General features: G+C 66.4%; 23 protein-coding genes and 1 riboswitch. Of the genes, 14 read left to right on the top strand and 9 right to left on the bottom strand.

The window, feature by feature from the left end; translation table 11 throughout:
- Positions 1–21 precede the first annotated feature (21 nt).
- The 5 genes from ACQR07_RS36575 to ACQR07_RS36555 are packed head-to-tail and all read left to right on the top strand — an operon-like array spanning position 22 to position 4,676.
- The gene (locus ACQR07_RS36575) at positions 22–849 is read left to right on the top strand and encodes an ABC transporter ATP-binding protein (RefSeq protein ID WP_434906893.1); all 828 of its coding nucleotides are present in this window, start codon (positions 22–24) and stop codon (positions 847–849) included.
- On the top strand, positions 842–1,681 hold the full coding sequence (locus ACQR07_RS36570) for an ABC transporter permease (protein ID WP_434906892.1): 840 nt from the start codon (positions 842–844) through the stop codon (positions 1,679–1,681). The genes ACQR07_RS36575 and ACQR07_RS36570 overlap by 8 nt, the downstream gene beginning before the upstream one ends.
- 19 nt (positions 1,682–1,700) lie before the next feature.
- Positions 1,701–2,771 (top strand): ABC transporter substrate-binding protein, encoded by a 1,071-nt coding sequence (locus tag ACQR07_RS36565; RefSeq protein ID WP_434906891.1) that lies wholly within the window; start codon positions 1,701–1,703, stop codon positions 2,769–2,771.
- Positions 2,768–3,472, top strand: a complete 705-nt coding sequence (locus tag ACQR07_RS36560) for an SDR family NAD(P)-dependent oxidoreductase (RefSeq protein WP_434906890.1) — start codon at positions 2,768–2,770, stop codon at positions 3,470–3,472. The genes ACQR07_RS36565 and ACQR07_RS36560 overlap by 4 nt, the downstream gene beginning before the upstream one ends.
- Positions 3,473–3,506: 34 nt before the next feature.
- On the top strand, positions 3,507–4,676 hold the full coding sequence (locus ACQR07_RS36555) for a mandelate racemase/muconate lactonizing enzyme family protein (protein WP_434906889.1): 1,170 nt from the start codon (positions 3,507–3,509) through the stop codon (positions 4,674–4,676).
- A 36-nt stretch (positions 4,677–4,712) separates the two neighbouring features.
- On the opposite strand, the gene ACQR07_RS36550 is transcribed toward ACQR07_RS36555, so the two are convergent.
- On the bottom strand, positions 4,713–5,093 hold the full coding sequence (locus tag ACQR07_RS36550; RefSeq protein WP_434906888.1) for a response regulator: 381 nt from the start codon (positions 5,091–5,093) through the stop codon (positions 4,713–4,715).
- 54 nt (positions 5,094–5,147) lie between these two features.
- The gene (locus ACQR07_RS36545; RefSeq protein ID WP_434906887.1) at positions 5,148–6,002 is read right to left on the bottom strand and encodes an MJ0042-type zinc finger domain-containing protein; all 855 of its coding nucleotides are present in this window, start codon (positions 6,000–6,002) and stop codon (positions 5,148–5,150) included.
- A 214-nt stretch (positions 6,003–6,216) separates the two neighbouring features.
- Between ACQR07_RS36545 and ftsE the strand changes: the two genes are divergently transcribed.
- The 4 genes from ftsE (at position 6,217) to ACQR07_RS36525 (ending at position 9,587) form a co-directional block, all read left to right on the top strand.
- Complete coding sequence (gene ftsE, locus ACQR07_RS36540) at positions 6,217–6,876, top strand: cell division ATP-binding protein FtsE (RefSeq protein ID WP_434870798.1); 660 nt, start codon at positions 6,217–6,219, stop codon at positions 6,874–6,876.
- Entirely contained in the window at positions 6,869–7,837 is a 969-nt protein-coding gene (locus tag ACQR07_RS36535; protein WP_434906886.1) for a cell division protein FtsX, read from the top strand. The genes ftsE and ACQR07_RS36535 overlap by 8 nt, the downstream gene beginning before the upstream one ends.
- A gap of 256 nt (positions 7,838–8,093) precedes the next feature.
- Positions 8,094–8,807, top strand: coding sequence for a YdcF family protein (locus ACQR07_RS36530; protein ID WP_434906885.1), 714 nt, complete (start codon positions 8,094–8,096; stop codon positions 8,805–8,807).
- 12 nt (positions 8,808–8,819) lie between these two features.
- A complete protein-coding gene (locus ACQR07_RS36525; protein ID WP_434906884.1) occupies positions 8,820–9,587 on the top strand; it encodes a lysophospholipid acyltransferase family protein in 768 nt (255 codons plus the stop codon).
- A gap of 5 nt (positions 9,588–9,592) precedes the next feature.
- Here ACQR07_RS36525 and ACQR07_RS36520 read toward each other — a convergent pair whose 3' ends face one another.
- Positions 9,593–10,186, bottom strand: a complete 594-nt coding sequence (locus ACQR07_RS36520) for a gamma-glutamylcyclotransferase (RefSeq protein ID WP_434906883.1) — start codon at positions 10,184–10,186, stop codon at positions 9,593–9,595.
- Positions 10,187–10,285: 99 nt separating this feature from the next.
- On the opposite strand from ACQR07_RS36520, the gene ACQR07_RS36515 reads away from it, so the two are divergent.
- Positions 10,286–11,470, top strand: a complete 1,185-nt coding sequence (locus ACQR07_RS36515; protein WP_434906882.1) for a DUF2125 domain-containing protein — start codon at positions 10,286–10,288, stop codon at positions 11,468–11,470.
- A gap of 2 nt (positions 11,471–11,472) precedes the next feature.
- Here ACQR07_RS36515 and ACQR07_RS36510 read toward each other — a convergent pair whose 3' ends face one another.
- From ACQR07_RS36510 to ACQR07_RS36500, 3 genes are read right to left on the bottom strand one after another with little or no spacing between them, the layout of a single operon-like run.
- A complete protein-coding gene (locus tag ACQR07_RS36510; RefSeq protein ID WP_434906881.1) occupies positions 11,473–12,408 on the bottom strand; it encodes a prephenate/arogenate dehydrogenase family protein in 936 nt (311 codons plus the stop codon).
- Entirely contained in the window at positions 12,405–13,502 is a 1,098-nt protein-coding gene (hisC, locus tag ACQR07_RS36505) for a histidinol-phosphate transaminase (RefSeq protein WP_434906880.1), read from the bottom strand. The genes ACQR07_RS36510 and hisC overlap by 4 nt, the downstream gene beginning before the upstream one ends.
- Before the next feature lie 37 nt (positions 13,503–13,539).
- Positions 13,540–14,373: a chorismate mutase gene (locus tag ACQR07_RS36500; protein WP_434906879.1), complete on the bottom strand. Its 834-nt coding sequence runs from the start codon at positions 14,371–14,373 to the stop codon at positions 13,540–13,542.
- 195 nt (positions 14,374–14,568) lie between these two features.
- A riboswitch (SAM riboswitch) is annotated at positions 14,569–14,648 on the top strand.
- A 91-nt stretch (positions 14,649–14,739) separates the two neighbouring features.
- On the opposite strand from ACQR07_RS36500, the gene metX reads away from it, so the two are divergent.
- From metX to ACQR07_RS36480, 4 genes are all read left to right on the top strand, one after another.
- Positions 14,740–15,954 (top strand): homoserine O-acetyltransferase MetX, encoded by a 1,215-nt coding sequence (metX, locus tag ACQR07_RS36495; RefSeq protein WP_434906878.1) that lies wholly within the window; start codon positions 14,740–14,742, stop codon positions 15,952–15,954.
- A gap of 3 nt (positions 15,955–15,957) precedes the next feature.
- Entirely contained in the window at positions 15,958–16,620 is a 663-nt protein-coding gene (gene metW, locus ACQR07_RS36490; RefSeq protein ID WP_434906877.1) for a methionine biosynthesis protein MetW, read from the top strand.
- A gap of 941 nt (positions 16,621–17,561) precedes the next feature.
- A complete protein-coding gene (locus ACQR07_RS36485; protein ID WP_434906876.1) occupies positions 17,562–17,987 on the top strand; it encodes a secondary thiamine-phosphate synthase enzyme YjbQ in 426 nt (141 codons plus the stop codon).
- Positions 17,988–17,989: 2 nt separating this feature from the next.
- On the top strand, positions 17,990–18,589 hold the full coding sequence (locus tag ACQR07_RS36480) for a hypothetical protein (RefSeq protein ID WP_434906875.1): 600 nt from the start codon (positions 17,990–17,992) through the stop codon (positions 18,587–18,589).
- Between the two features lie 315 nt (positions 18,590–18,904).
- Here the strand turns inward: ACQR07_RS36480 and ACQR07_RS36475 are convergent, their stop codons facing one another.
- The 3 genes from ACQR07_RS36475 to ACQR07_RS36465 all read right to left on the bottom strand — a co-directional run.
- Complete coding sequence (locus tag ACQR07_RS36475) at positions 18,905–20,920, bottom strand: S8 family serine peptidase (protein ID WP_434906874.1); 2,016 nt, start codon at positions 20,918–20,920, stop codon at positions 18,905–18,907.
- Between the two features lie 45 nt (positions 20,921–20,965).
- Complete coding sequence (locus tag ACQR07_RS36470; RefSeq protein ID WP_434906873.1) at positions 20,966–21,205, bottom strand: hypothetical protein; 240 nt, start codon at positions 21,203–21,205, stop codon at positions 20,966–20,968.
- Positions 21,206–21,318: 113 nt separating this feature from the next.
- A partial coding sequence (locus ACQR07_RS36465) for a hypothetical protein (RefSeq protein ID WP_434906872.1) occupies positions 21,319–21,840 on the bottom strand: 522 nt, incomplete at its 5' end.

The raw sequence follows: 21,840 nt of genomic DNA, 5'->3' as shown, positions 1-21,840 counted from the left end.
CAACAATCCGGGTGGACGCTCATGCTGATGATGGATGTCGACAATGCGCCCGAGCGCGCGTCTGCCGCGCCCGGCGATGCGCTGATCGCGATCGACCAGGTCTCCAAGACCTATGTGTCGGCGTCGGGCGCGGCGGTGCATGCGCTGAGCCGGATCTCGCTCGACATCAGGCCGGGCGAGTTCGTCTGCGTCGTCGGCCCCTCCGGCTGCGGCAAGAGCACGTTGTTGCGCCTCCTCGCCGGGCTCGATGGCTATAGCGAAGGCCGGCTGCTGCTCGATGGCGAGATGGTGGCGGGACCTTCGCGCAAGGTCGGCGTGGTGTTCCAGGCCGCCAACCTGCTGCCGTGGATGACGGTGCACGACAATGTCGGGCTGCCCCTGCGCGTCGGCGGCAAGCATGCGCCCGCCGGCGATCGCATCGAACGCCTGCTCGCCGTTACCGGCCTCAGTGATTTCGGCGACAAATATCCCTATGAGCTGTCCGGCGGCATGCAGCAGCGCGCCGGCATCTGCCGCGCGCTGGCGCGCGATCCCGAGATCCTGCTGATGGACGAGCCGTTCGGCGCGCTCGACGCGTTGACGCGCGAGCGGCTGAATCTGGAGCTGCAGCGCATCTGGCAGGAGAACCGCAAGACCATCCTGCTGATCACGCACTCCATCTCCGAAGCCATCTTCCTCGCCGACCGCGTCATCGTGATGTCGGCGCGTCCCGGCCGCATCCTCGCGGACCTGCACGTCCCGATTCCGCGGCCGCGGACGTTCGACGATATCGTGCTGCACCCCGACTACGCGCGGCTCGCGAGGGAAGTCCGCGGGCTGCTGAACGCGCAGGAGCACGGCCATGACTGATCTTGCCAACGTTGCCGCGCCTGCCATGTCTCACACAACGAAGAAGCCGCGCCGCCGCCTCAGCCTCGGGTCTCCGATAGCCTGGATCGGCCTTGCCGTGCTGATCCTGAGCTGGATCGCGGCGGTCAATTTGCTGAACATTCCGTCCTACATCCTGCCGAAGCCCGAAGCGGTCGTTCGCGCGCTGTGGTCCGGGCTCGCCGTCAGTCCCACCAGTCCGCTCGGCTATTACCTGCCGCTGTGGAGCACGCTCAGCAACGCTGCCGCCGGCTGCGCCATCGGCGTCGGGCTCGGCCTCGTCATCGGCTCGCTGATGGCCGAGGTGGAAGCGATCGAGCGGCTGGTGATGCCCTATGCGTTCGCGCTGCAGAGCCTGCCCAAGGTGGCGATCGCGCCCTTGATCGTGATCTGGTTCGGCTTCGGCGACGGCTCGAAGATCGCGATCTCGGCGCTGCTGTCGTTCTTCCCGGTGCTGATCAACAGCTTCACGGGCCTGCGCGCCGTCGAGCCCGAGCGCATCGACCTGATGCGCTCGCTGTCGGCGTCGCGGCTCGAGACCTATCGCATCGTCAAGCTGCCCAACGCCGCCCCCTTCATCTTCGCCGGCCTCGACATGGCGGTGGTGTACGCGCTGCTCGGCGCCATCGTGGCCGAATTCCTCGGCGCGCAGCGCGGCATGGGTGTCGTGATCACCCAGGCGCAGGCGGTGTCGGACGTCGCCGGCGTGTTCGCGGCGCTGGTCATCCTCGGCGTGCTCGGCATCGTGCTGCACGGCATCGTGCGCTGGTGCGAGGCGAAGGTCGTGCACTGGGGCGCCAACCGGAAGAAATAACAACAGGGAGGAACGAACGATGGTTTCACGCAGGTCATTTCTGAAATCCAGCGCCGGCGCGGCGCTGCTGATGGGTGGTGCGCCGGCCGGCCTGATGGCCGCGGACGCGAAGAAGATCCGCTTCGGCGTCGGGCTGAAGGCGCTCAACGCCAGCGTCATCAATTGCGTGATCGGCGAGGCGCTCGGCTACAATGCGCAGGAGGGCTTCTCGCTCGACGTGCAGGCGCTCGGCACCAATGCCAATGTCCAGGTGGCGACCGATCGCGGCTCCGTGACGATCGGCATCGGCGTGCCGTCGACGGCGCTGCCGCTGCTCGCCAAGAACGAATGGAGCGGCGCGAAGCTGTTCTATCAGTACACCTACCCCTACAAGTGGGACATCGCCGTTCCACCGGGGTCGGCGCTCAAGGGCTACACCGATCTGAAAGGCAAGAAGATCGGCGTCTCGGATTTCGGCGCCACTGAATTTCCGGTGACCAAGAACGTACTGAAGGCGCTTGGCTTCGATCCGGAGAAGGATGTGAGCTGGGTCGCGGTCGGCAACGGCACGCCCGCGGGCGTGGCTCTGCAGCGCGGCGTGATCGATGCCCTGGCCTACTACGATACGGGGTTCGGCCAGATCGAGGCTGCCGGCATCGAGATCACGCTGCTGCCGCGCCCGGCCACGATTCCGATGGTCGGCGGCCAGTTCCTGATGGCCATGCCCGAGACCTTTGAGAAGGACAAGGATCTTCTTGTCGGCTTCGGCCGTTCGGTCAGCAAGGCCTCACAGTTCCTGCTCGCCAACCCGACTGCGGGCGCAAAGGCGTTTCTCAAGATGTATCCCGAAACGGCGCCGCGCGGCGCCAGCGAGGACGAGGCCGTCAAGGCGGTGCTGCAATCGATCGGCCGGCGCATCAAGCTTTACTCGCCGCCCTATGCCAACGCGAAAATGGGCGCCATCAACGAGCAGGAGTTCCGCACCGAGGCCGCGATGAATGGGCTCGACATCAAGGACTACAATGCGCTCTACACCAACGCGCTGATCGACAAGATCAACGATTTCGATCAGGCGAAGATCAAGGCCGAGGCGGCTGCGTACAAGGGATGACGGTGGCTCACGATAGCCGTTCTGGTCCGTGTCATGCCGTGGTGACCGGAGCAAGCTCCGGCATCGGCCGCGCCATCGCCGAGCGTCTGCTCGGCGGCGGCTGGCGGGTGACCGGCATCGATCGTGCGCCGCCGGCCCTGACGCATCCGGACTTCAAGGGCCTGCAGGCCGATCTCGCCGAGCCAGGCGCGCTTTCCGCCTGCGTGGCCGAGATCGGTGCGGTCAGCGCGCTGGTTCATGCCGCCGGCTATATGCGCGTCGGCCGTCTCGGCGAGCTCGAACCCGACAACGGCGAGGGCATGTGGCGCGTGCATGTCGGCGCGGCGGAGACGCTGGCCAACGCGTTTGCTCCTCATATGGGCGGGGGCGGCCGCATCGTGCTGATCGGCAGCCGCACCGCCAATGGCGCGGCGGGCCGCAGCCAATATGCCGCGACCAAGGCGGCGCTGACCGGCCTTGCGCGCTCCTGGGCGATCGAGCTGGCGCCGCGCCGGATCACCGTCAACGTCATCGCGCCGGCTGCCACCGATACGCCGTTCCTGCATGATCCCAACCGCGCCGGCACCGCGCCGGTACTGCCGCCGATGGGCCGCTTCGTCGATCCGGCGGAGGTGGCCGCGCTCACCGCCTTCCTGCTGTCGCCGGAGGCGGCGGCGATCACCGGACAGACCATCACCATCTGCGCAGGCGCCTCGCTGTAGAGCTGCGCGTGCGACCACGACCAGGAGAAGACCAATGACCGTCCGTATCGTCGACGTCCGCGAGGTGACGAAGCCGATCTCATCGCCGATCCGCAACGCCTATATCGACTTCACCAAGATGACGTCGAGCCTGGTCGCGGTCATCACCAACGTGGAGCGCAATGGCCGTCCCGTCGTCGGTTACGGCTTCAACTCCAACGGCCGCTATGGCCAGGGCGGCCTGATCCGTGAGCGCTTTCGCGCACGCCTGCTGGAGGCCGATCCGGCCTCGCTGCTCGATGCGACGAAGGACAACATCGACCCAGACAAGGCCTGGGCGGCGATGATGATCAACGAAAAGCCGGGCGGTCACGGCGAGCGCTCGGTCGCCGTTGGCACGCTCGACATGGCGATCTGGGACGCGGTCGCCAAGATCGCCGACAAGCCGTTGTTCCGTCTCCTCGCCGAGCGCCACAATCGCAAGGCCGATCCGCGCGTGTTCGTCTACGCCGCCGGCGGCTACTACTATCCGGGCAAGGATCTGTCGGCGCTGCGTCGCGAGATGCGCGGCTATCTCGAGCGCGGCTACAACGTCGTGAAGATGAAGATCGGCGGCGCGCCGATCGAGGAGGACCGCCAGCGCATCGAGGCGGTGCTCGCGGAGATCGGGCCGAACAATCAGCTCGCCGTCGACGCCAATGGTCGCTTCGACCTGGAGACCGCGATCGCCTACGCCAAGATGCTGCGCGACTATCCGCTGTTCTGGTACGAGGAGGCCGGCGATCCGCTCGACTATCACCTGCAGGCGACACTCGCCGACTTCTACGCCGGCCCGATGGCGACCGGCGAGAACCTGTTCAGCCACCAGGACGCCCGCAACCTGATCCGCTACGGCGGCATGCGCCCCGATCGCGACTGGCTGCAGTTCGATTGCGCGCTGTCCTACGGCCTCTGCGAATATCTGCGCACGCTCGACGTCCTCAAGACCTACGGCTGGTCGCCGTCGCGCTGCATCCCGCATGGCGGCCACCAGATGTCGCTCAACATCGCCGCCGGCCTCGGCCTCGGCGGCAATGAGAGCTATCCCGACCTGTTCCAGCCCTATGGCGGCTTCCCCGACGGAGTAAAGGTGATCGAGGGCCACATCACCATGCCCGATCTTCCCGGCATCGGCTTCGAGGGCAAGTCGGATCTGTACGCGGAGATGCGCGCGCTCAGCACGTGAGCTGACCACCTCGCAGGCGATGCCTTGGTGTACGTCCTACGCCTTGGCCGCCTTCGAGGCCAGCGCGTCGGCCACGGCGGTGCGGATGTCGGCGACCGAGAATGGCTTGGTGATCACGTCATGCGCGATCGCATTCAGGTTCGACGCCCGTTCGCGCTGATGGGCGAAGCCCGTCATCAACAGGATGACCAGGTCGGGAAAGTCGCGCGCAGCCGACAGCGCCAGCGCGATGCCGTCCATGATCGGCATCTGGATGTCGGTCAGCAGCAGGTCGAAGGCGCCGTTCTCGCGGGTGAGGATGTCGAGCGCCTCGGCCCCGTCCTGTGCCGTCACCGTCTCGTGCCCATCCATCGCGATGGCGCGCGCGACCAGCGTCCGCATCGAATCTTCGTCGTCGGCGATCAGCACGCGCGACATGTCGTTTCGTCTCCGTATCGTGAGCCCCGCGGGAGACCCACGAGACCGGAACCATCAGGCATTGCCGGCGGCGAGATCGCGCCGGTTGAAGAATCGTATATCGATATTGCGCCCTTCGGGAGGGGGCGAGGCGAGGCGAGACTTGAACGTTGTTCGCTCGCCAGGCTTCAGCGCGGTCTGCTCCAGCAGCGTGTTCCAGGCGTAGATCTCGGTCCCCTGCGCGTCGCGCACGCTGAAGCGCAGCCGGGGCAGGTCGACCGCCTTCTTCGTGGTGCTGACGATCGTGCCTTCGATCACCAGCACCGGCTTGCCGTCGACCGTCTCGGTCGCCACCTTCACGTCTTTGAACGCCACGCCGCGCAGATTCACCTCGAGCCCGACTATTTTGTAGAACGACGCGGTCTGCGGCATGAGCCGGACCACGTCGGCCCGCCAGACCCCGAGCGCGATGGTGAGTGCGGCCATTGCGACGGTCAGCGCCGGCAGGTTGAACACCTTCTTGCCCGGGAAATCCGGCAGAGCCGGTCGCTTGATCAGCCGGCCGAGGCCGGCGAGGCGCGCCAGCCTGCTTTGGGCTGGCTGCTCGGCATCGGGAGCGGCATCGCCCGGCTCCTCGGCGACCGCATCTTCAGGCCACCCGGCGGCGATGGACGGGCTTTCCACCTCCGGCGGCTGCTCGTCCGGCTCCTCGCGGGCCAGGGCCTCCCATTCGTCCGCAGCGTCGCGCGGCGCGGGCGCGCCGCCGGCTTCGGCCATGGCGGGCATGGGCGCTGGCGCCTCGACCGCATCCTCCGGACGCGCCAGCCAGACCTCCTTGCAACGGGAACAGCGCACACTGCGGCCCGCCATGCCCAGGGTTGCCAGGTCAATCGCATAGGATGTCGCACAATGGGGGCAAACGATGAACATCGCGCCTGATCTCCGACGGCCATTGCCGCTTTGTTTCCGACAGTTCGTGCTACAAGCACCGCCATGTTGACGACCGTCAGAACTCAATCATGCCATTGGTACATGGCAACCATTAACGAACCGGAAACCATAACGAGCGCTCAATGGGGCTATCGTACCATCGGGCTTGTCGCGTGCGGATTGCGCACGCACGCTGTCGAACGGAGCTGAGGCTTTGGTTCGGTTCGAAAATGTCGGGTTGCGCTATGGACTGGGGCCGGAGATCCTCCGCGACCTCACGTTCCAGATTCCGGCGCATTCCTTCCAGTTTCTCACCGGCCCTTCGGGCGCCGGCAAGACCTCGTTGCTGAAACTGTTGTTCCTGTCGCTGCGCCCGACCCGCGGCCTGGTCAATCTGTTCGGCTACGACATTTCGCTGCTCAGCAAGGACGAGATCGCAGATTTGCGCAAGCGGATCGGCATCGTGCTGCAGGACTTTCGTTTGCTCGACCACATGACCACCTATGAAAACGTGGCATTGCCGTTCCGCGTCATGGGACGCGACGAGTCGAGCTACCGCAAGGAGGTGATCGACCTGCTGAAATGGGTCGGCCTGGGCGACCGCATGGACGCGCTGCCGCCGATCCTGTCGGGCGGCGAGAAGCAGCGCGCAGCGATTGCGCGCGCCGTCATCTCGCGGCCGCAACTGCTGCTGGCCGACGAGCCGACCGGCAATGTCGATCCGACGCTGGGCCGCCGCCTGCTGCGCCTTTTCATCGAGCTCAATCGCTCGGGTACGGCGGTGATCATCGCAACCCATGACATCACGCTGATGGACCAATACGAGGCCCGCCGGCTGGTGCTGCATCAGGGACGGCTGCACATCTATGAGTAGCGTGGACGAGCGCGGCCTTTTGGTCGATCTGGGCGATGACCGCCCGCAACTGCCGGCGCAGGCCCGGATCGTGTCACCGATCGTGCCGCGGGCGTCGATCGCCGGCCGCGCGCTGGTCGCGGTGGTGGCGATCATGACCTTCCTGGCCTCCATCACCACCGGCGGCGTGCTGCTGGTCAGCGAATCCGCCGCCGAATGGCAGTCGGAAGTGGCGAGCGAAATCACGGTGCAGGTTCGGCCCAAGACCGGACGCGATCTCGAGCGCGACGTCGCCCTCGTGACCGAGGCGATGCGGGCGCAGTCCGGGTTCGTCGAGGTGCGGCCGTTCACCAAGGACGAGTCGAGCAAGCTGCTGGAGCCGTGGCTCGGCAGCGGCCTCTCTTTTGATGAGCTGCCGGTGCCGCGCGTCATCATCGCGCGCGTGCAGCCGGGCACTAGCCTCGATCTGAACGCGCTGCGCAATCGGGTCACGCAGGTGGCGCCTACCGCCAGCGTCGACGACCACCGCGCCTGGATCGAGCGCATGCGCTCGATGACCGGCGCGACCCTGTTCGCCGGTTTCGGCATTCTCGTGCTGGTGATCGCGGCGACCATCATCTCGGTCTCGTTCGCGACGCGCGGTGCGATGGCTTCCAACCGGCCCATCGTCGAGGTGCTGCATTTCGTCGGCGCCGGCGATCGCTACATCGCCAATCACTTCCTGCGGCACTTCCTGCAGCTCGGGCTCGAAGGCGGCGTGATCGGCGGCGGGCTGGCGATGCTCGGCTTTGGCTTTTCGGAGTCGATCGCCAACTGGTTCTCCGGTACGCCGGTGGGAGATCAGTTCGCGGCCCTTCTGGGCACGTTCTCGCTGCGCCCGCTCGGCTACATCGCGATCGCGCTGCAGGCGATTGTGATCGCCGCCGTGACCGGCTGGGCGGCGCGCCGCACCCTGTTCGCGACCCTGGCGAGCATCGATTGACGGAGGCCGCTGTCCCCAGGCGCCACAGTGCCGATTCCACTTGGCCCGAAAAGCGCCTAAAATCATTCGCGTCGGGGCAAGGCAGGCCAGGGGTGAGCTGGGTCACGAACACGATGGAGGTCGCGCGCCAGGATCGGCGGCGACCGATCGTGATCGGGATGCCGGCGAAACCCGCCAGCGTTCCCGGACTTGAAGGACGGGAGCGCGCGACGGCGAGGCGCCGCGCGCAGGCAGGCAAGGAATCGCCAGGCGTTGCATGGGGCCGGAGACCGACGATAGCAGGCGCAAGCTGCCGCTCACCCTTGTGGTGGGACGGACGCTCGCGGCCATCGTGGCGCTGCTCGCGGTCGGCTTCTTCGTCGCGGCCGTCGGCTTCGTCGGCTTCCTGTCGCAATTGCGCGGCGCCGAGATCAAGCCCGAGCGCAAGGCTGACGGAATCGTGGTCTTGACCGGAGGTTCGTCGCGCGTGTCGGACGCCGTCGAGCTGCTCGCGGGCGGCTATGGGCGCAGACTGTTGATCTCCGGCGTGCATCCGACCAACGACGCCAACGACATCACCCGCTCGCTGCCGGAGGCGCGCTCGTTCATCAACTGCTGCGTCGACCTGGACTATTCGGCGATCAACACCCGCAGCAATGCGGCACAGGCGCGGCGCTGGGCCGCCGAGCGCGGCTTCAAGTCGCTGATCGTGGTCACCTCGAACTATCACATGCCCCGCGCCATCGTGGAGCTCTCGCACGCGATGCCGAGCATGGATCTCATTCCCTATGCCGTCGTCGGCGAAAAATGGCGCGACGAGCCGTGGTGGACCAGCGGTCCGACGCTGCGGCTTCTGCTGTCCGAATATGCCAAATATGTTGCCGCCGAGGCGCGGCTGCGCCTGGCCGATCTCGGCCTCGACCTTGTGCCCGAAGTCGAGCCGCCGACCGGCTCGGTGTCGCGGCGTCCTGCGACGGCGCAAGCCAATTGAACTGGGTCCCTGATGGTTTCGATCTTCCTGCGCTCGCTGCTGTTCAACATCCTGTTCTATCCGAACTTCGTGTTCTGGGCGCTGGTCGCTCTGCCGACCTTGTTCATGCCGCGCAGGGCCGTGCTGCGCGTCGCGAACTGGTGGGCGCAGAGCAACATCGTGCTGATGCGCCTGGTCTGCAACATCAGGGTCGAGTATCGCGGCGCCGAGAAGATCCCCAAGGGTCCGCTGATCGTCGCCGCCAAGCACCAGTCGATGTGGGAGACGATCTCGCTGCTGCACTTCTTCGACGCGCCGTTCTTCGTCCTGAAGCGCGAGCTGCTGCGCATTCCCGTGTTCGGGCAGTACCTGCTGAAGGCAAACATGGTTGCGATCGACCGCAGCTCCGGCGCGCGTGCGCTGAAGCAGGTGATGCAGCGGGCTGCGGAAGAGGTGAAGCACGGCCGGCAGTTCGTGATCTTCCCGGAAGGAACGCGTCGCGCTCCCGGCGCACCGCCGGACTACAAGGGCGGTGTCGGCTTGATCTATGCCGATTGCGGCGTGCCGTGCCTTCCGGTGGCGCTGAATTCGGGGCTGTTCTGGCCGCGGCGAACCTTTCTTCGCTATCCCGGCACGCTCGTCGTCGAGTTTCTCGACCCGCTGCCGCCCGGGCTGCCGCGCGCTGAATTCATGACGCGGATCGAGCGCACGATCGAGGATGCGACCAATCGCCTCGTATCGGCAGGGCAGGCCGAGCAGGCGAAGCTGTTCAGTCGTCGACCGGCGACGGCCGAGGGGTGAACGAGTCATGTTCCTCCCGGCTGAGGCAGCGCGTGACCGTCGTCATGCAGCATCGTCGCCAGCCGATGCAGCTGCGCATCGCGAAAACCCTGCGCCTCGATCGCCTTGACGGTCGAGATCACGTAGTCGCAGTTGGCGCCGGATTGGCCGTGGCCCTGGCGCACGTGACGCAACTGCTCGTGCAACGACAACCGCCCGGCATATTGCACGTGCCCGCGGTCGACGACGTAGACGAGCGCGCTCACCCGCTCGCGCGCGTCGTTTTCCAGCCAGACCGAACGTCGCACCTCGCGATACACCGAGGTCACCTGCTCGCGCGCGCGCAAGTATGCGATGGTCGCCTCGCGCTTGTCTTCGGCCACCCGGAACGCGATCCCGCGACACGCGCCGCCGCGGTCGAGGCCGAGCACGAGGCCCGGCTTTTCCGGCGTGCCGCGGTGGACGAAGGAGTACACACACAGCGCGCGGTGCTCGCCGATCAGTCGCGCCGGCACCTGCTCGAGAAAGTCGAAACCCGGGCGCCACATCAGCGAGCCGTAGCCGAACACCCAGAGGTCGCCGTGCGGAAGCTCGCGTTCAGAGAGGGTCATTGCGGACATCCGAGAGGAAGCCTAAGGGTGGCGATCGCGAAATCGTAACTTACATACACAATCCGTGATCGCGGAATCGCCAAATTTGCTGCCCAAAGGGTGTCCTGCATGTCTCGTTCGCCGCAAGCGCCCCGCAGGCGCTCCCTCGTAGGGCTGTTGATCGCTCCAGTCCTGCTGCTGATCGCGGCGGTCGGGTGGAGCGCGTTCTGGTTCTTTGCCGCTTCGCAGGTGGATGTCCAGGCCGACGCCTGGCGCGCGCGCGAGGCGAAGTCCGGCCGCGTCTATGATTGCGCCCAGCGCTCGGTCGGCGGCTTCCCGTTCCGGCTCGAGGTCCGCTGCGCCGATCCGACCGTGGCGCTGTTCTCGCAGGCCGCCGGCACGCCGCTGATGAACGCCAAGCTCGACGAGATCCTGGTCGTCGCGCAGGTGTGGGATCCGAAGCGGATCATCGCCGAGTTCAAGGGGCCGGCGACGATCGCCGATGGACGCAGCCCCGCCGCTTTCACCGCCAACTGGCGCGTCGGCCAGGCGAGCGTGCGCGGGCTGCCCGGGCCGCCGCAGCGCGCGGACCTCGTGTTCGAGCAGCCGACCATCGACCGGATCGACGGCGGCGCTCCCGTGCCGGCCGCGCGGGCCGATCACGCCGAATTGCACGGACGTATTGCCGAGGGCACGGCGTCGGACCACCCGTTGCTGGAGACGTCGCTGCAGATCGACGGCGGCAGCATCCAGGGCAGTCATCCGCTGCTCGCAGAGCCGTTCAATACCGATATCCAGGCCCGGGTCACCGGGCTGAAGGACTTCCGCCCCAAACCCTGGCCGGAGCGCTTTCGCGAGATTCAGGCGGCGGGCGGTCATGTCGAAATCGTCCAGGCGCGCATCCAGCAAGGTGAGTTGCTGGCGCTCGCCGCCGGCACGCTCGGCCTGACGGCCAACGGCGGCATCGAGGGCAAGGTGCAGATGACGGTGGCCGGAATCGAAAAGGTCATTCCGGCGCTCGGCCTCGACAAGATGCTCGAGAACGGCGTGCCGCAGGGGACGCTCGATCGCGTGGCGCCGGGTGTGAAGTCGCAGGACGTCAACAATCTGCTCGGCGCGCTCGACCGCGCCATTCCCAGCCTCGGCAAGGTCGTCAAGCAGAACGCCAATGTCGGCGTAGCGATCGGCATCAACGCGCTCGGCAAGGAGACGACGCTGGAAGGACGCAAGGCGCGGACCTTCCCGCTGCGCTTCTCCGATGGCGTCGTCGTGCTCGGTCCGTTCAAGGTCGCCCGCGTCCCTCCGCTGTTCTGACCTCAGGGCTTCTTCAACTGCGGCAGCGGCCGACCGAAATCCGGCGCCGCCGAATCCTGGCCGATGTCGACGATGCCGCGGCGGATCGCGCGCGTGCGCGTGAAGTGATCGAACAACGCCTCGCCATCGCCGCGCCGGATCGCCCGCGTCAGCTTCGAGAGGTCCTCGGTGAAGGTGCCGAGCATGTCGAGCACGGCATCCTTGTTGCTCAGGAAGATGTCGCGCCACATCGTCGGATCGGACGCGGCGATACGGGTGAAATCGCGGAAGCCGCCGGCGGAGAACTTGATCACTTCGGACTCGGTGACCTGCGCCAGCTCGTCGGCGGTGCCGACGATGGTGTAGGCGATCAGATGCGGCAGGTGGCTGGTGATCGCGAGCACGCGGTCGTGATGATCCGGAGTCATGATCTCGACCTTGGCGCCGAGCGCCGCCCAGAACGCGCGCAGCTTCTCGATCGCCTCAGTGTCGACGCCCTCCGGCGGCGTCAGGATGCACCAGCGGTTGATGAACAGCTCTGCGAAGCCGGAGTCCGGACCGGAGTTCTCGGTGCCCGCGACCGGATGCGCCGGCACGAAGTGAACGTTCGCCGGCAGATGTGGGGCCATGTCGCGGACGATCGCGCCCTTGACCGAACCGACATCGGAGACGACCGCGCCGGGCTTCAGATGCGGTGCGATCTCGGCTGCGACCGGGCCGCAGGCGCCGACGGGGATGCAGAGGATGACGAGGTCGGCATCACGAACGGCTTCAGCATTGCTCGCGACGACCTGATCAACGATGCCGAGCTCGGCGACGCGCGCCCGCGTCTTCTCCGAACGCGCGGTCGTGACGATCTCGCCGGCCACGCCCTGCAGCCGCGCCGCGCGGGCGATCGAGCCGCCGATCAGGCCGAAGCCGATCAGCGCGATGCGTTCGAATTTTCCTGCAACGGTCACTTCGGCCCCATGAATTCACGTAGCGCCTCGACGACCAGGCGGTTGGCTTCCTCGGTGCCGATCGTCATGCGCAAGGCATTCGGCAGCTTGTAGTTGGCGAGCGCGCGCAGCACGAGGCCACGCCGGGTCAGGAACGCGTCGGCGTCGACGGCCGTCCGGCCTGCCGAGGTCGGGAAATGGATCAGGATGAAATTGGTCACGCTCGGCGTCACCTTCAGCCCGAGCTTGCCGATCTCTTCGGTCAGCCAGTTGCGCCACGTCTCGGTATGCGCCTTCGACATCTGCTGATGCGCCGTGTCCTCGATCGCGGCGACCGCAGCCAGCATGGCCGGCGTCGACACATTGAACGGCCCGCGAATGCGGTTGAGGGCATCGACGATGTGGGCCGGGCCGAACATCCAGCCGACGCGCAGCGCGGCAAGGCCGTGGATCTTCGAGAACGTATGCGTGACGACGGTGTTCTCGGTGGTCGCCACCAGCTCGATGCCGAACTCGTAGTCGTTGCGCGAGACGTAGTCCGCATAGGCGGCGTCGAGCACCAGGAGAACATGAGCGGGCAGGCCGGCGCGCAGCCGTTTGACCTCGTCGAACGGGATGTAGGTCCCGGTCGGATTGTTCGGGTTGGCCAGCCACACCAGCTTGGTGCGCGGTGTCACCGCGGCGAGGATGGCATCGACGTCGGTGCGATACTCCGTCTCGGCGGCGACGACGTTCCTGGCGCCGCAGCCCATGGTCGCGATCGGGTAGACCAGGAAGCCGTGCGCGGTCGAGATCGCCTCGTCGCCCGGGCCGAGATAAGCGTGCGCCAGCAGGTTGAGGATTTCGTCGGAGCCGGCGCCGCAGACGATGCGCGCCGGGTCGAGGCCATAGCTGCGGCCGATCGCCTCGCGCAGCACCCGCGAGGTGCCCTCGGGATAATCCTCCAGATGACCGGCCGCGCTCTTGTACGCCTCGATCGCCTTCGGTGACGGGCCGAACGGCGTCTCATTGGCCGACAGCTTGAACACCTTGCGGCCCGGCTCGGGCGTCGGGCTCTTGCCCGGGGCATAGGGCGCAATGTCTGATATGCCGGGGTTCGGCACGGGGCGGGACATCATGAACTCCGGAAGATGATCACTGGCGCGGAGCGTCTCAGCTTGGAACCGTATAGCGTTTCGCATGGCCGCCGACGAGGGCCGCCGAGCGCACCGAGGCACCCGCGGCGATCAGGGCCGCCTTGATGCTGTCGATGTTCGACGGCGCCTCGATCGACACCAGCAGGGCTGCGCCGTCGAAGGCGGTATCGGGCACCGCGACGACATCGGCGAGCGGCGACAGCGCACGCGACACCTGCGCATTCCAGCCGGAGACGCGGATGCTCCAGGTCTCGACCTCCAGCACCAGCGCGTCGTCGGCCACGCGCGACACGGCAAAGACCGGCAGTGCCGCGGGGTGATCGGCGCGCTCGATGAACGGCATCCGCGCGATGATCTTCGGCGCGCCTGCTGGCTCGAGCGTGATCCACCACGGCGCATGTCCCGAGGTCGTGGACACCAGCGCGAGGTCGCCCTTCGAACGCGCCGTCGCTTCCACCGCGGCCTGGGCGCTGAAATGCGCGACATAGGGCACGAGGAATCCGAAATGGAACCGGGCGGAATCGCGCATCGCGGATTCGCCGACCGAGACGTCGGCATGCACCGAGAACGGCGCCTGCACATAAGTGAAGGTCGAGACGATCACGCGCCAGATGCCCTCGACGGTGTCGAGCGGCAGGATGCCGCGATGGCGCTGCACCAGGCGGCGCATCATGTCGGCCTCGCGAGCCGGGCGGAAGGCGGAGCCGACCTCCTGGGTCTTCTTGACCTTGATCAGCCGGTCGATGATGTCAGCCCGGTTCATCAGCAGGTGATGGACCTGCTCGTCGATCGCGTCGATCTCCTTGCGCAGGTCGGCGAGCGAGGGCGGGGCGGGCGGCAGGTTCGACATGGGCGTGGTCACTCTTCGCGGGCCGCGGGCGAGCGCGCAGCCGACTGGAACGAATGCCGTTCTGTCCGATGCGCCGGGCCCGCGCAACAGCAAGTTTACCTTGTGCTGCCTAGGCTTGGCTGGTCTGCAGCCGTGGGGCGCCGGATCGGTCAACCCCAGCTTGCCTTGACGCGGAGCGCCCGCGGGACTAGTTTCTGCCTGTTCCGTGGTCATTTGAGCCGGCCGGCTTGCAGCCACGTTAAAAAACTCGCTAAACAGGCCGGGGACGTTATCGATCCCGGCCGAACCCCAGTTCAGGCCGGGTTTTTCATGGCCTGATATGTCACGTGGTTCGGGAGCCCTGGCCGAATGGCCGCGGTGAGAGACATGACAGGCCTGACGCCGAAATCCACATCCGCGCTGCGCACCGTTGCGCCGGAAGAACGCTCGCACGAGGTCGACCATCCGAGCTCGCTGGTGGCGCAGTTCGGCGCCGATAAGCCGCTCAAGCTCGATTGCGGCGTCGACCTCACGCCGTTCCAGATCGCCTACCAGACCTATGGCGAGCTCAACGCGGACAAATCGAACGCCGTACTGATCTGCCACGCGTTGACCGGCGACCAGCACGTCGCCAACCGCCATCCGGTGACGGGCAAGCCGGGCTGGTGGGAGACGCTGGTCGGCCCGGGACGGCCGCTCGATCCGGCGCGCTATTTCATCATCTGCTCGAACGTGATCGGCGGCTGCATGGGCTCGACCGGCCCGGCCTCGCTGAACCCCGCGACCGGTAAGGTCTGGGGGCTCGATTTTCCGATCATCACCATCCCTGACATGGTCCGCGCGCAGGCGATGCTGATCGATCATCTCGGCATCGACACCTTGTTCGCCGTGGTCGGCGGCTCGATGGGCGGCATGCAGGCGCTGCAATGGACAGTGGCCTATCCCGACCGCGTGTTCGCCAACCTCGCGATCGCCTGCGCGACGCGGCACTCGGCGCAGAACATCGCCTTCCACGAGCTCGGCCGCCAGGCTGTCATGGCCGATCCCGAGTGGGATCATGGCCGCTACGCCGACAAGGGCACGCATCCGCATCGCGGGCTGGCTGTGGCGCGCATGGCCGCGCACATCACTTATCTGTCCGACGCGGCGCTGCATCGCAAGTTCGGCCGCCGCATGCAGGACCGCGAGTTGCCGACGTTCTCGTTCGACGCCGATTTCCAGGTCGAGAGCTATCTGCGCTACCAGGGCTCGTCCTTCGTCGAGCGCTTCGACGCCAACGCGTATCTCTATCTGACGCGCGCGATGGACTATTTCGATATCGCGGGCGACCATGACGGCACGCTGTCCGCTGCGTTCCGGGGGATCAAGACCCGCTTCTGCGTGGTGTCGTTCACCAGCGACTGGCTGTTTCCGACCTCGGAATCGCGCGCGCTGGTGCATGCGCTCAACGCCTCCAGTGCGCGGGTGTCGTTCGCGGAGATCGAGACCGATCGGGGCCACGATGCGTTCCTGCTCGACGTGCCCGAGTTCTTCGAGATCGCCAGCGCCTTTCTCGATTCCGCCGGCAAGGCGCGCGGCCTCAGCGCCGCCAAGGGGAGCTGAGCCATGAGCCTGCAGGGTGTGCTGCCGCTGAACGGCTTCACTGGCGGCGAGGTGCTGGCGTATCGGCCGGATCATCTGCTCGTCGCCGGCATGGTCGAGCGCGGCTCCAAGGTGCTCGACATCGGCTGCGGCGATGGTGATTTGTTGCAGCTCCTGGAGAGCCGCGGCATCGACGGCCGCGGCATCGAGCTGTCGCGCGAGGGCGTCAACCATTGCGTCGCCAAGGGGCTCGCGGTGGTGCAGGGCGACGCCGACACCGATCTCGTCGACTATCCCGATGACGCCTTCGACTACGTGATCCTGTCGCAGACGCTGCAGGCGACGCGCCGGCCGAAGGACGTGCTGGAAAATCTGCTGCGCATCGGCCGCCGCGCCATCGTCACCTTCCCGAATTTCGGCTTCTGGCGGCTGCGCCTGCAGCTCCTGGTCGGCGGCCACATGCCGCGCACTGACAATCTGCCGTTCACCTGGTACGACACGCCCAACATTCATTTCTGCACCATCAAGGATTTCGTGCAGCTGTGCGACGAGATCGGCGTGAAGATGGAGCGAGCGGTGGCGCTTGATAGTTACGGCCGCCCGCTGCGCGTCGCGATGCCCTGGTGGTTCTGGAACATGTTCGGCGAGCAGGGCGTGTTTTTGTTGAGCCGCGCAGAGAGGCGGTAGGGGCTCCCGCGTCATCCAGCGTTGGCGTGTGGGCCACCGAAGCCGCGCCATTCTCCGCTGTCGTCCCGGCGAACGCCGGGACCCATAACCACCGGCGGTCATGGGACGATGACTCCCAGTTGTGTCTCACCGATAGATCACGCGGTATGGGTCCCGGCGTTCGCCGGGACGACAGCTGAGTGCTGGGTGACCAAATGTCCGCCCCTGACTCTCGCGCGAGAACGCAACTCATATTGGCGAGCCGTTGGCTTATTGCGTTACACATCTCAAACAGCCGAAGGCATAACGATCCGTTCCCGCGGCAGCTGCGCGCCCGGGCTATGCTTATTTCACCGCCTCCTGATAGCGCAGAGGCGCAGGGAAGGCCGGATGCTGGCCGCACCCATGGCCCGCCTGCAGAAAAAAATGCAGGCGGCAGGTACCACAGGTACGAGCCGGAACACCCGGCCTTCCCTGCGCGATGGTTGTACGGCTGCTTCGCGTTCTCCCTGGTGCGCCGGGCTTTCTGGCCACCATCCCCACGACAAGCGAAAGCTTCGCCGTGAGTTGACATCAGCGTCGGGATGTCAGGACCGCGCGACTTGACCGTGCGTGCCGGAATTGTTCGTCCGCGCGAGCTCACTCACGCGCAATCCGACACGCCCACCGCATCCCACCTCAGCGTTCGTGACGACCGCGATACGCCCCTCTTGCTGTGAGGCGGGACGGGCGGAAATCTGCGCCTGATTTGCCCGACGGTGCAAGGGACAACATTGCGACAAACCAACACGACGGGCAGTTGGCGCATGGCGAGCATGCGGAAACTGCCCGTCGGGCGACGTCATCATTCCGCAGAGTGGAGATGCGGGGCCGGATTTTGTGAGCGACGACGGCCGGCTGAATCGCCTGCGTCATGCCATCTGCCGTTGCCTCCCTCCGAAGGTCCACCCTACCATGCGCCCATGACCCGCTGGCGACCTCAGCAAAGCATTCGCGTCACTGCGCTCGGGCTGCTCTGGCGGGCCGGATGCCTGCTGGCTGCCGAGGCGCTCAAGGAGAGCGGGGTGCGCGAGGCGCTGGTGCTGGTCAATGCCATGCACATCACCGCCTCCGTCGTCATCAATGCCGACGAGAGCGGGCTGCATCATCACGACTACGAGCAGTGGCTCGAGAAGCTGGCGCCGCACGAGCCGGTCTCGTTCTATCGCCACAACCGCACCGGCGAGGACAATGCCGACGCCCACATGAAGCGCCAGGTGATGGGCCGCGAGGTCGTGGTCGCGATCACGCAAGGCAAGCTCGACTTCGGCCCGTGGGAGCAGATCTTCTACGGCGAGTTCGACGGCGGCCGGCGCAAGCGGGCGCTGATCAAGATCATCGGGGAGTAGCGATGTACAGATTTCTGCTCGGCTGGCCGAGGTCGACGATCCGCCGCATCTATGGGAAGGATACTGTGGAATTGTTGGTGCCTTGCCCGATGGACGAATTGAGCGCGCGGCTTGCTGTTGCCATGGACCATGGCATGTTCGGAGCCATGTTCGGAACGCGGCCCATCGTCGGACGAATTCGCGGAAACCACGTCAGGGCGTGCAAGAGGAACAGGTATCGCAACTCGTTCCAGACGTCTCTTTCCGCGGAGTTGATCCCGCAATCAGATGGGACGTTGGTACGGTGCAGCTTCTCGATGCACCCCCTGGCCATCGCATTCACGATTGTCTGGTTCTCCATGCTGCTGCTCGTCATCGGCTTCATATTTGTCCACTCGTTGATTCTACTCCTTTCCTCAGGATTGAGCGCCGCCTTGAGCAGTTTGGTCGGCGTGGCACCTCCGACCATGCTCGTGCTGTTCGGTGCGGCGCTCATCTCCAGTTGCCGCTGGCTGGCACGGCATGAGAAACGCTTTCTGCTCGACCGCATCGATGCCGCGGGGGCAACGCCGGCCGGCCTGGACCACGCGGTCCACGCCGCCGCGCCCTGGCGAGCGCGATGACACCCATGGCGTTTTTCCGATCGGAGCCTGATCGGTGTCGTTCCTGGCGATTCGCGCGGACCTTGTCGACCTCGAAGCGAATGCCTCCGTAGCGACAGCTCCCTTTGATCATCGGGCGGCTCCAGTCAGATGTCATGATGCCGACCCATCGAAGAGTAATCGCGCCACGCATGATGTGCAATGTGATGGCGCGAACAGGTGAGCACATGCCGAACGCCCAACAAAATCACACGACGGGCATTTGCGCATGAGCTGCGCAAACTGTCCGTCGTGCAAGTTGGGGAGGCTACGGCCCGTGACGTCCTGTCACGAGAGTTAGAGCAATCCGACCTTGTGCATCATGTCGCGGATCTGCGCCGGGCTGGGGTCTCCGACGGGCGCGCTGGACCGCTCGGCCGCCGTGGTCGCCGGTCCCCTCGCCACCGGACTGGCGCCGTTCAGCTTGCCATTGGGGGCCTGCGGCGCCAGCGTTGGCGTCTCGCCGCGCGTCAGTCCGAGCAGGCGGCGCAGAACGTCGAGCGACGGATCGGCCGCGGGCGCCGCCGCCACGCTGCTCTCCAGCCCGAGCGCGCGCATCGCGTTCGGCAATCCGGCGCCCGAACGGTTCGGGTCGCCGAACTGCAGCGGGGTCGATGAGTCCTTCAGGATCTTGAACAGCCGCTCGACACGGTTCGCGTCGCGGGTTGCGAACGGACCCTTGAAGTCGGGATGATGCGCCAGCACCAACGCGGCAAGGCCGGTGACGTGCGGCGTCGCCATCGAGGTGCCGTCCCAGGCGCCGAAGCCATCGGCCGGCAACGAGGACACGATGCCGACGCCGGGCGCGCAGACGTCGATCTCCGGGCCGAAGCAGGAGAACTTCGCCGGGAAATAGCCGTCACTGCTGCGGAAGCCGTCCAAGGCCTGCTGCGCGTGGAAGCTGTCGTCGGGGAATTCGCCCCACTTGCCCATCGCGGCGACCGACAGGCAATGTGGCGTCGAGCCGGGAAACTGCACGGGTCCCGAGGAGTTGCCGGCGGCGACGATGCAGGCCATGCCGCGCTGCTTGGCACGCAGGATCCTATCCTCGATGATCTGCGAGGGGTCGCCACCTCCCAGGCTCATGTTGGCGACGTCGATGTCATGCGCCATGCAGTAGTCGAGCGCCGAGACGAGATCGCTGAACCGGCCGCCGGGGAAGATCCGGCAGACGTGGATTTCCGCGGCAGGAGCGAAGCCGCGAATGCCACCGCCGCTGCCGACCGGACCACCTGCGATGATGCCGGCGCAATGCGAGCCGTGCCCGATGGTGTCGACGGACCAGGCGGCGGGATCGCCGACCATGCTCTGGCCGATAACGACATTGTGCAGATTGCGATGTGTCGGCGCCGTGCCGGAGTCGATGATCGCGATCTTGATGCCGGCACCGTTGTAGGTGGGCGGCAGGCGGTCGAGGCCCATCGCACGCTGGCCCCAGCCGAGCAATTGCTGGCCCGGAAAACCCTGGATGGTGGCGCCCAGCGGCTTCGCGGCGATGCGGTTGACGCTGTCCGGGACCAGTTGCGGACGATCGAGCCAGAACGTCCAGTAGTCGACACGGGGCTTGATGAGGATCGCGCGAATCGTGTCGGGTGTTTCGCCCTGGATCCTGAGCGTGACCCGGCCGCTGCCGTCGGTGACGCCCTGCACCGGCCACACGCTGCCGAATACGTAGACTTCCGTCTCGGGCAACGGACCGCCCTCGCCGATCACTTCGATTGTCGTCGAGAAGCCGTCGGCCAGCGGAACGAGCACGCCGGGATTGGGCAATTGATGCGGCGTCGGCAACTGCGGCACCGAGGGATCGAGCATGTAGGTGAGCGGCAGGTCGCGCTCGACGGCGAGCCGCGCGCCGGCCTGGCTCTTCAGCAGTTCGGCCTTGTCGGGCGCCATGCGGGCGAGCACCATCGGACCGAGCGGCGCCTGTCCCGGATCGGCGCTCTGGAAGTCGAGCAGCCGAGGCGGCTGGATGGTCTTCACCACGTCGATGTCGGGACTGGCGGTCAGCTGCTGGACGATGAAGTCGGCGCTGAACGTTCCCAGCCCCATCTGCTGGCGCGGCGCGAGGATGTACTGCGCTCGCCGCTGCGAGAGCGTTGCGGCGGGCTGATCCGCTGCCGGCGCCGCGTTGGCGCTGTTGCCGCGGCCCGCACCCTGTGCTGCGGCGGGCGGAGCCGTTGCCGCCGAGGCTGCGGCTTGCGGCGTGGCGGCTGCTTCGGTTGCCGGCTGCTCGTCCGTTGCGGACTGGGCTCCGGCGCCGTTGCCGGCCGTGTTCTTCGGATCGGTATGCTCAGGTTTGCTTCGTGCAGCCATTTGCGGACTCCTTCATCCTCATCTCGTCTCGCGCGCGCAGCTGGATCAGCCGGCGCCGAAGGGTTTCAGCGAAGCGTTCGGCTCCACCACGATGGTGCGGAAAGTCGATCGGAGTTGATCGGCCTGGGTCTTGGTCATGGAGAGGATGACAACGTCGGGCGCGACCTGCCCGACACGCTTTACGTCCTTGACGTCGGGCGCGCGGCTCAGGTGATCAGCAAGCTGACCGGATTTGACCGGCTCCCCTTGCACGATGAATTCTTCCGGTGAGTCAGGATCGGCCATGGGGTTGCTCCCTCCATCTCAGTTCGGCGGTGGACGGACTCTTCGTGCGCCCACCGCTCGGATTCGACGCCCGCGACGCTGACGTCGCGGGGCGTTGCGTCAGATCAGTCGTCCTAGTGCATCGTGCCGGCCTGGCCGTTGCTGAAGGCGCCGGGCGCGGGTCCGAAGTTCGGGGCGCCATAGCCGCCCTGATTGATCTTCCGCAGCACGTTCCAGAAGCTCTGCAGCTCCATGTCGGTCGGCTGCGCCGCGGCGGCTTGCGGACCGGCGCTGAAGATGCCCAGGTCGTGGCCGACGTTGAGGCCGGTCTGCACGCCCTGTCCGATCTTCTTCAGCACGCTCCAGAAGCTCTGCAGCTCCATGTCGGTCGGCTGTGCCGCGGCGGCGGGTTGCGGGTCGGCGCTGAAGACGCCGAGCTTGTGCCCGACATCGAGGCCGGTCTGCGCACCCTGGGCGATCTTCTTGAGCACGCTCCAGAAGCTCTGCAGCTCCATGTCGGTCGGCTGAGCCGCGGCGGCCTGCGGGCCGGCGCTGAAGATGCCGAGGTTGTGGCCGACGTTGAGGCCGGTCTGGACGCCCTGTCCGATCTTCTTCAGCACGCTCCAGAAGCTCTGCAGCTCCATGTCGGTCGGCGG

It is taken from the genome of Bradyrhizobium sp. HKCCYLS20291, from assembly GCF_051167715.1.
In the GTDB taxonomy this organism is placed as follows: domain Bacteria; phylum Pseudomonadota; class Alphaproteobacteria; order Rhizobiales; family Xanthobacteraceae; genus Bradyrhizobium.
Note: the sequence above shows the minus strand (reverse complement) of the source record. Positions and strands in the feature narration are given on the sequence as shown.

What these genes read in the sequence shown, in the direction of transcription:
- ACQR07_RS36550 (WP_434906888.1), bottom strand. Translation starts at nt 5,093, where the DNA reads ATGTCGCGCGTGCTGATCGCCGACGACGAAGATTCGATGCGGACGCTG.
- ACQR07_RS36475 (WP_434906874.1), bottom strand. Translation starts at nt 20,920, where the DNA reads ATGGCTGCACGAAGCAAACCTGAGCATACCGATCCGAAGAACACGGCC.
- ACQR07_RS36530 (WP_434906885.1), top strand. Translation starts at nt 8,094, where the DNA reads ATGGGGCCGGAGACCGACGATAGCAGGCGCAAGCTGCCGCTCACCCTT.
- ACQR07_RS36560 (WP_434906890.1), top strand. Translation starts at nt 2,768, where the DNA reads ATGACGGTGGCTCACGATAGCCGTTCTGGTCCGTGTCATGCCGTGGTG.
- ACQR07_RS36520 (WP_434906883.1), bottom strand. Translation starts at nt 10,186, where the DNA reads ATGTCCGCAATGACCCTCTCTGAACGCGAGCTTCCGCACGGCGACCTC.
- metX (WP_434906878.1), top strand. Translation starts at nt 14,740, where the DNA reads ATGACAGGCCTGACGCCGAAATCCACATCCGCGCTGCGCACCGTTGCG.
- ACQR07_RS36545 (WP_434906887.1), bottom strand. Translation starts at nt 6,002, where the DNA reads ATGTTCATCGTTTGCCCCCATTGTGCGACATCCTATGCGATTGACCTG.
- ACQR07_RS36470 (WP_434906873.1), bottom strand. Translation starts at nt 21,205, where the DNA reads ATGGCCGATCCTGACTCACCGGAAGAATTCATCGTGCAAGGGGAGCCG.
- metW (WP_434906877.1), top strand. Translation starts at nt 15,958, where the DNA reads ATGAGCCTGCAGGGTGTGCTGCCGCTGAACGGCTTCACTGGCGGCGAG.
- ACQR07_RS36565 (WP_434906891.1), top strand. Translation starts at nt 1,701, where the DNA reads ATGGTTTCACGCAGGTCATTTCTGAAATCCAGCGCCGGCGCGGCGCTG.
- hisC (WP_434906880.1), bottom strand. Translation starts at nt 13,502, where the DNA reads ATGTCCCGCCCCGTGCCGAACCCCGGCATATCAGACATTGCGCCCTAT.
- ACQR07_RS36555 (WP_434906889.1), top strand. Translation starts at nt 3,507, where the DNA reads ATGACCGTCCGTATCGTCGACGTCCGCGAGGTGACGAAGCCGATCTCA.
- ACQR07_RS36500 (WP_434906879.1), bottom strand. Translation starts at nt 14,373, where the DNA reads ATGTCGAACCTGCCGCCCGCCCCGCCCTCGCTCGCCGACCTGCGCAAG.
- ACQR07_RS36575 (WP_434906893.1), top strand. Translation starts at nt 22, where the DNA reads ATGCTGATGATGGATGTCGACAATGCGCCCGAGCGCGCGTCTGCCGCG.
- ACQR07_RS36480 (WP_434906875.1), top strand. Translation starts at nt 17,990, where the DNA reads ATGTACAGATTTCTGCTCGGCTGGCCGAGGTCGACGATCCGCCGCATC.
- ACQR07_RS36570 (WP_434906892.1), top strand. Translation starts at nt 842, where the DNA reads ATGACTGATCTTGCCAACGTTGCCGCGCCTGCCATGTCTCACACAACG.
- ACQR07_RS36525 (WP_434906884.1), top strand. Translation starts at nt 8,820, where the DNA reads ATGGTTTCGATCTTCCTGCGCTCGCTGCTGTTCAACATCCTGTTCTAT.
- ACQR07_RS36485 (WP_434906876.1), top strand. Translation starts at nt 17,562, where the DNA reads ATGACCCGCTGGCGACCTCAGCAAAGCATTCGCGTCACTGCGCTCGGG.
- ACQR07_RS36515 (WP_434906882.1), top strand. Translation starts at nt 10,286, where the DNA reads ATGTCTCGTTCGCCGCAAGCGCCCCGCAGGCGCTCCCTCGTAGGGCTG.
- ACQR07_RS36535 (WP_434906886.1), top strand. Translation starts at nt 6,869, where the DNA reads ATGAGTAGCGTGGACGAGCGCGGCCTTTTGGTCGATCTGGGCGATGAC.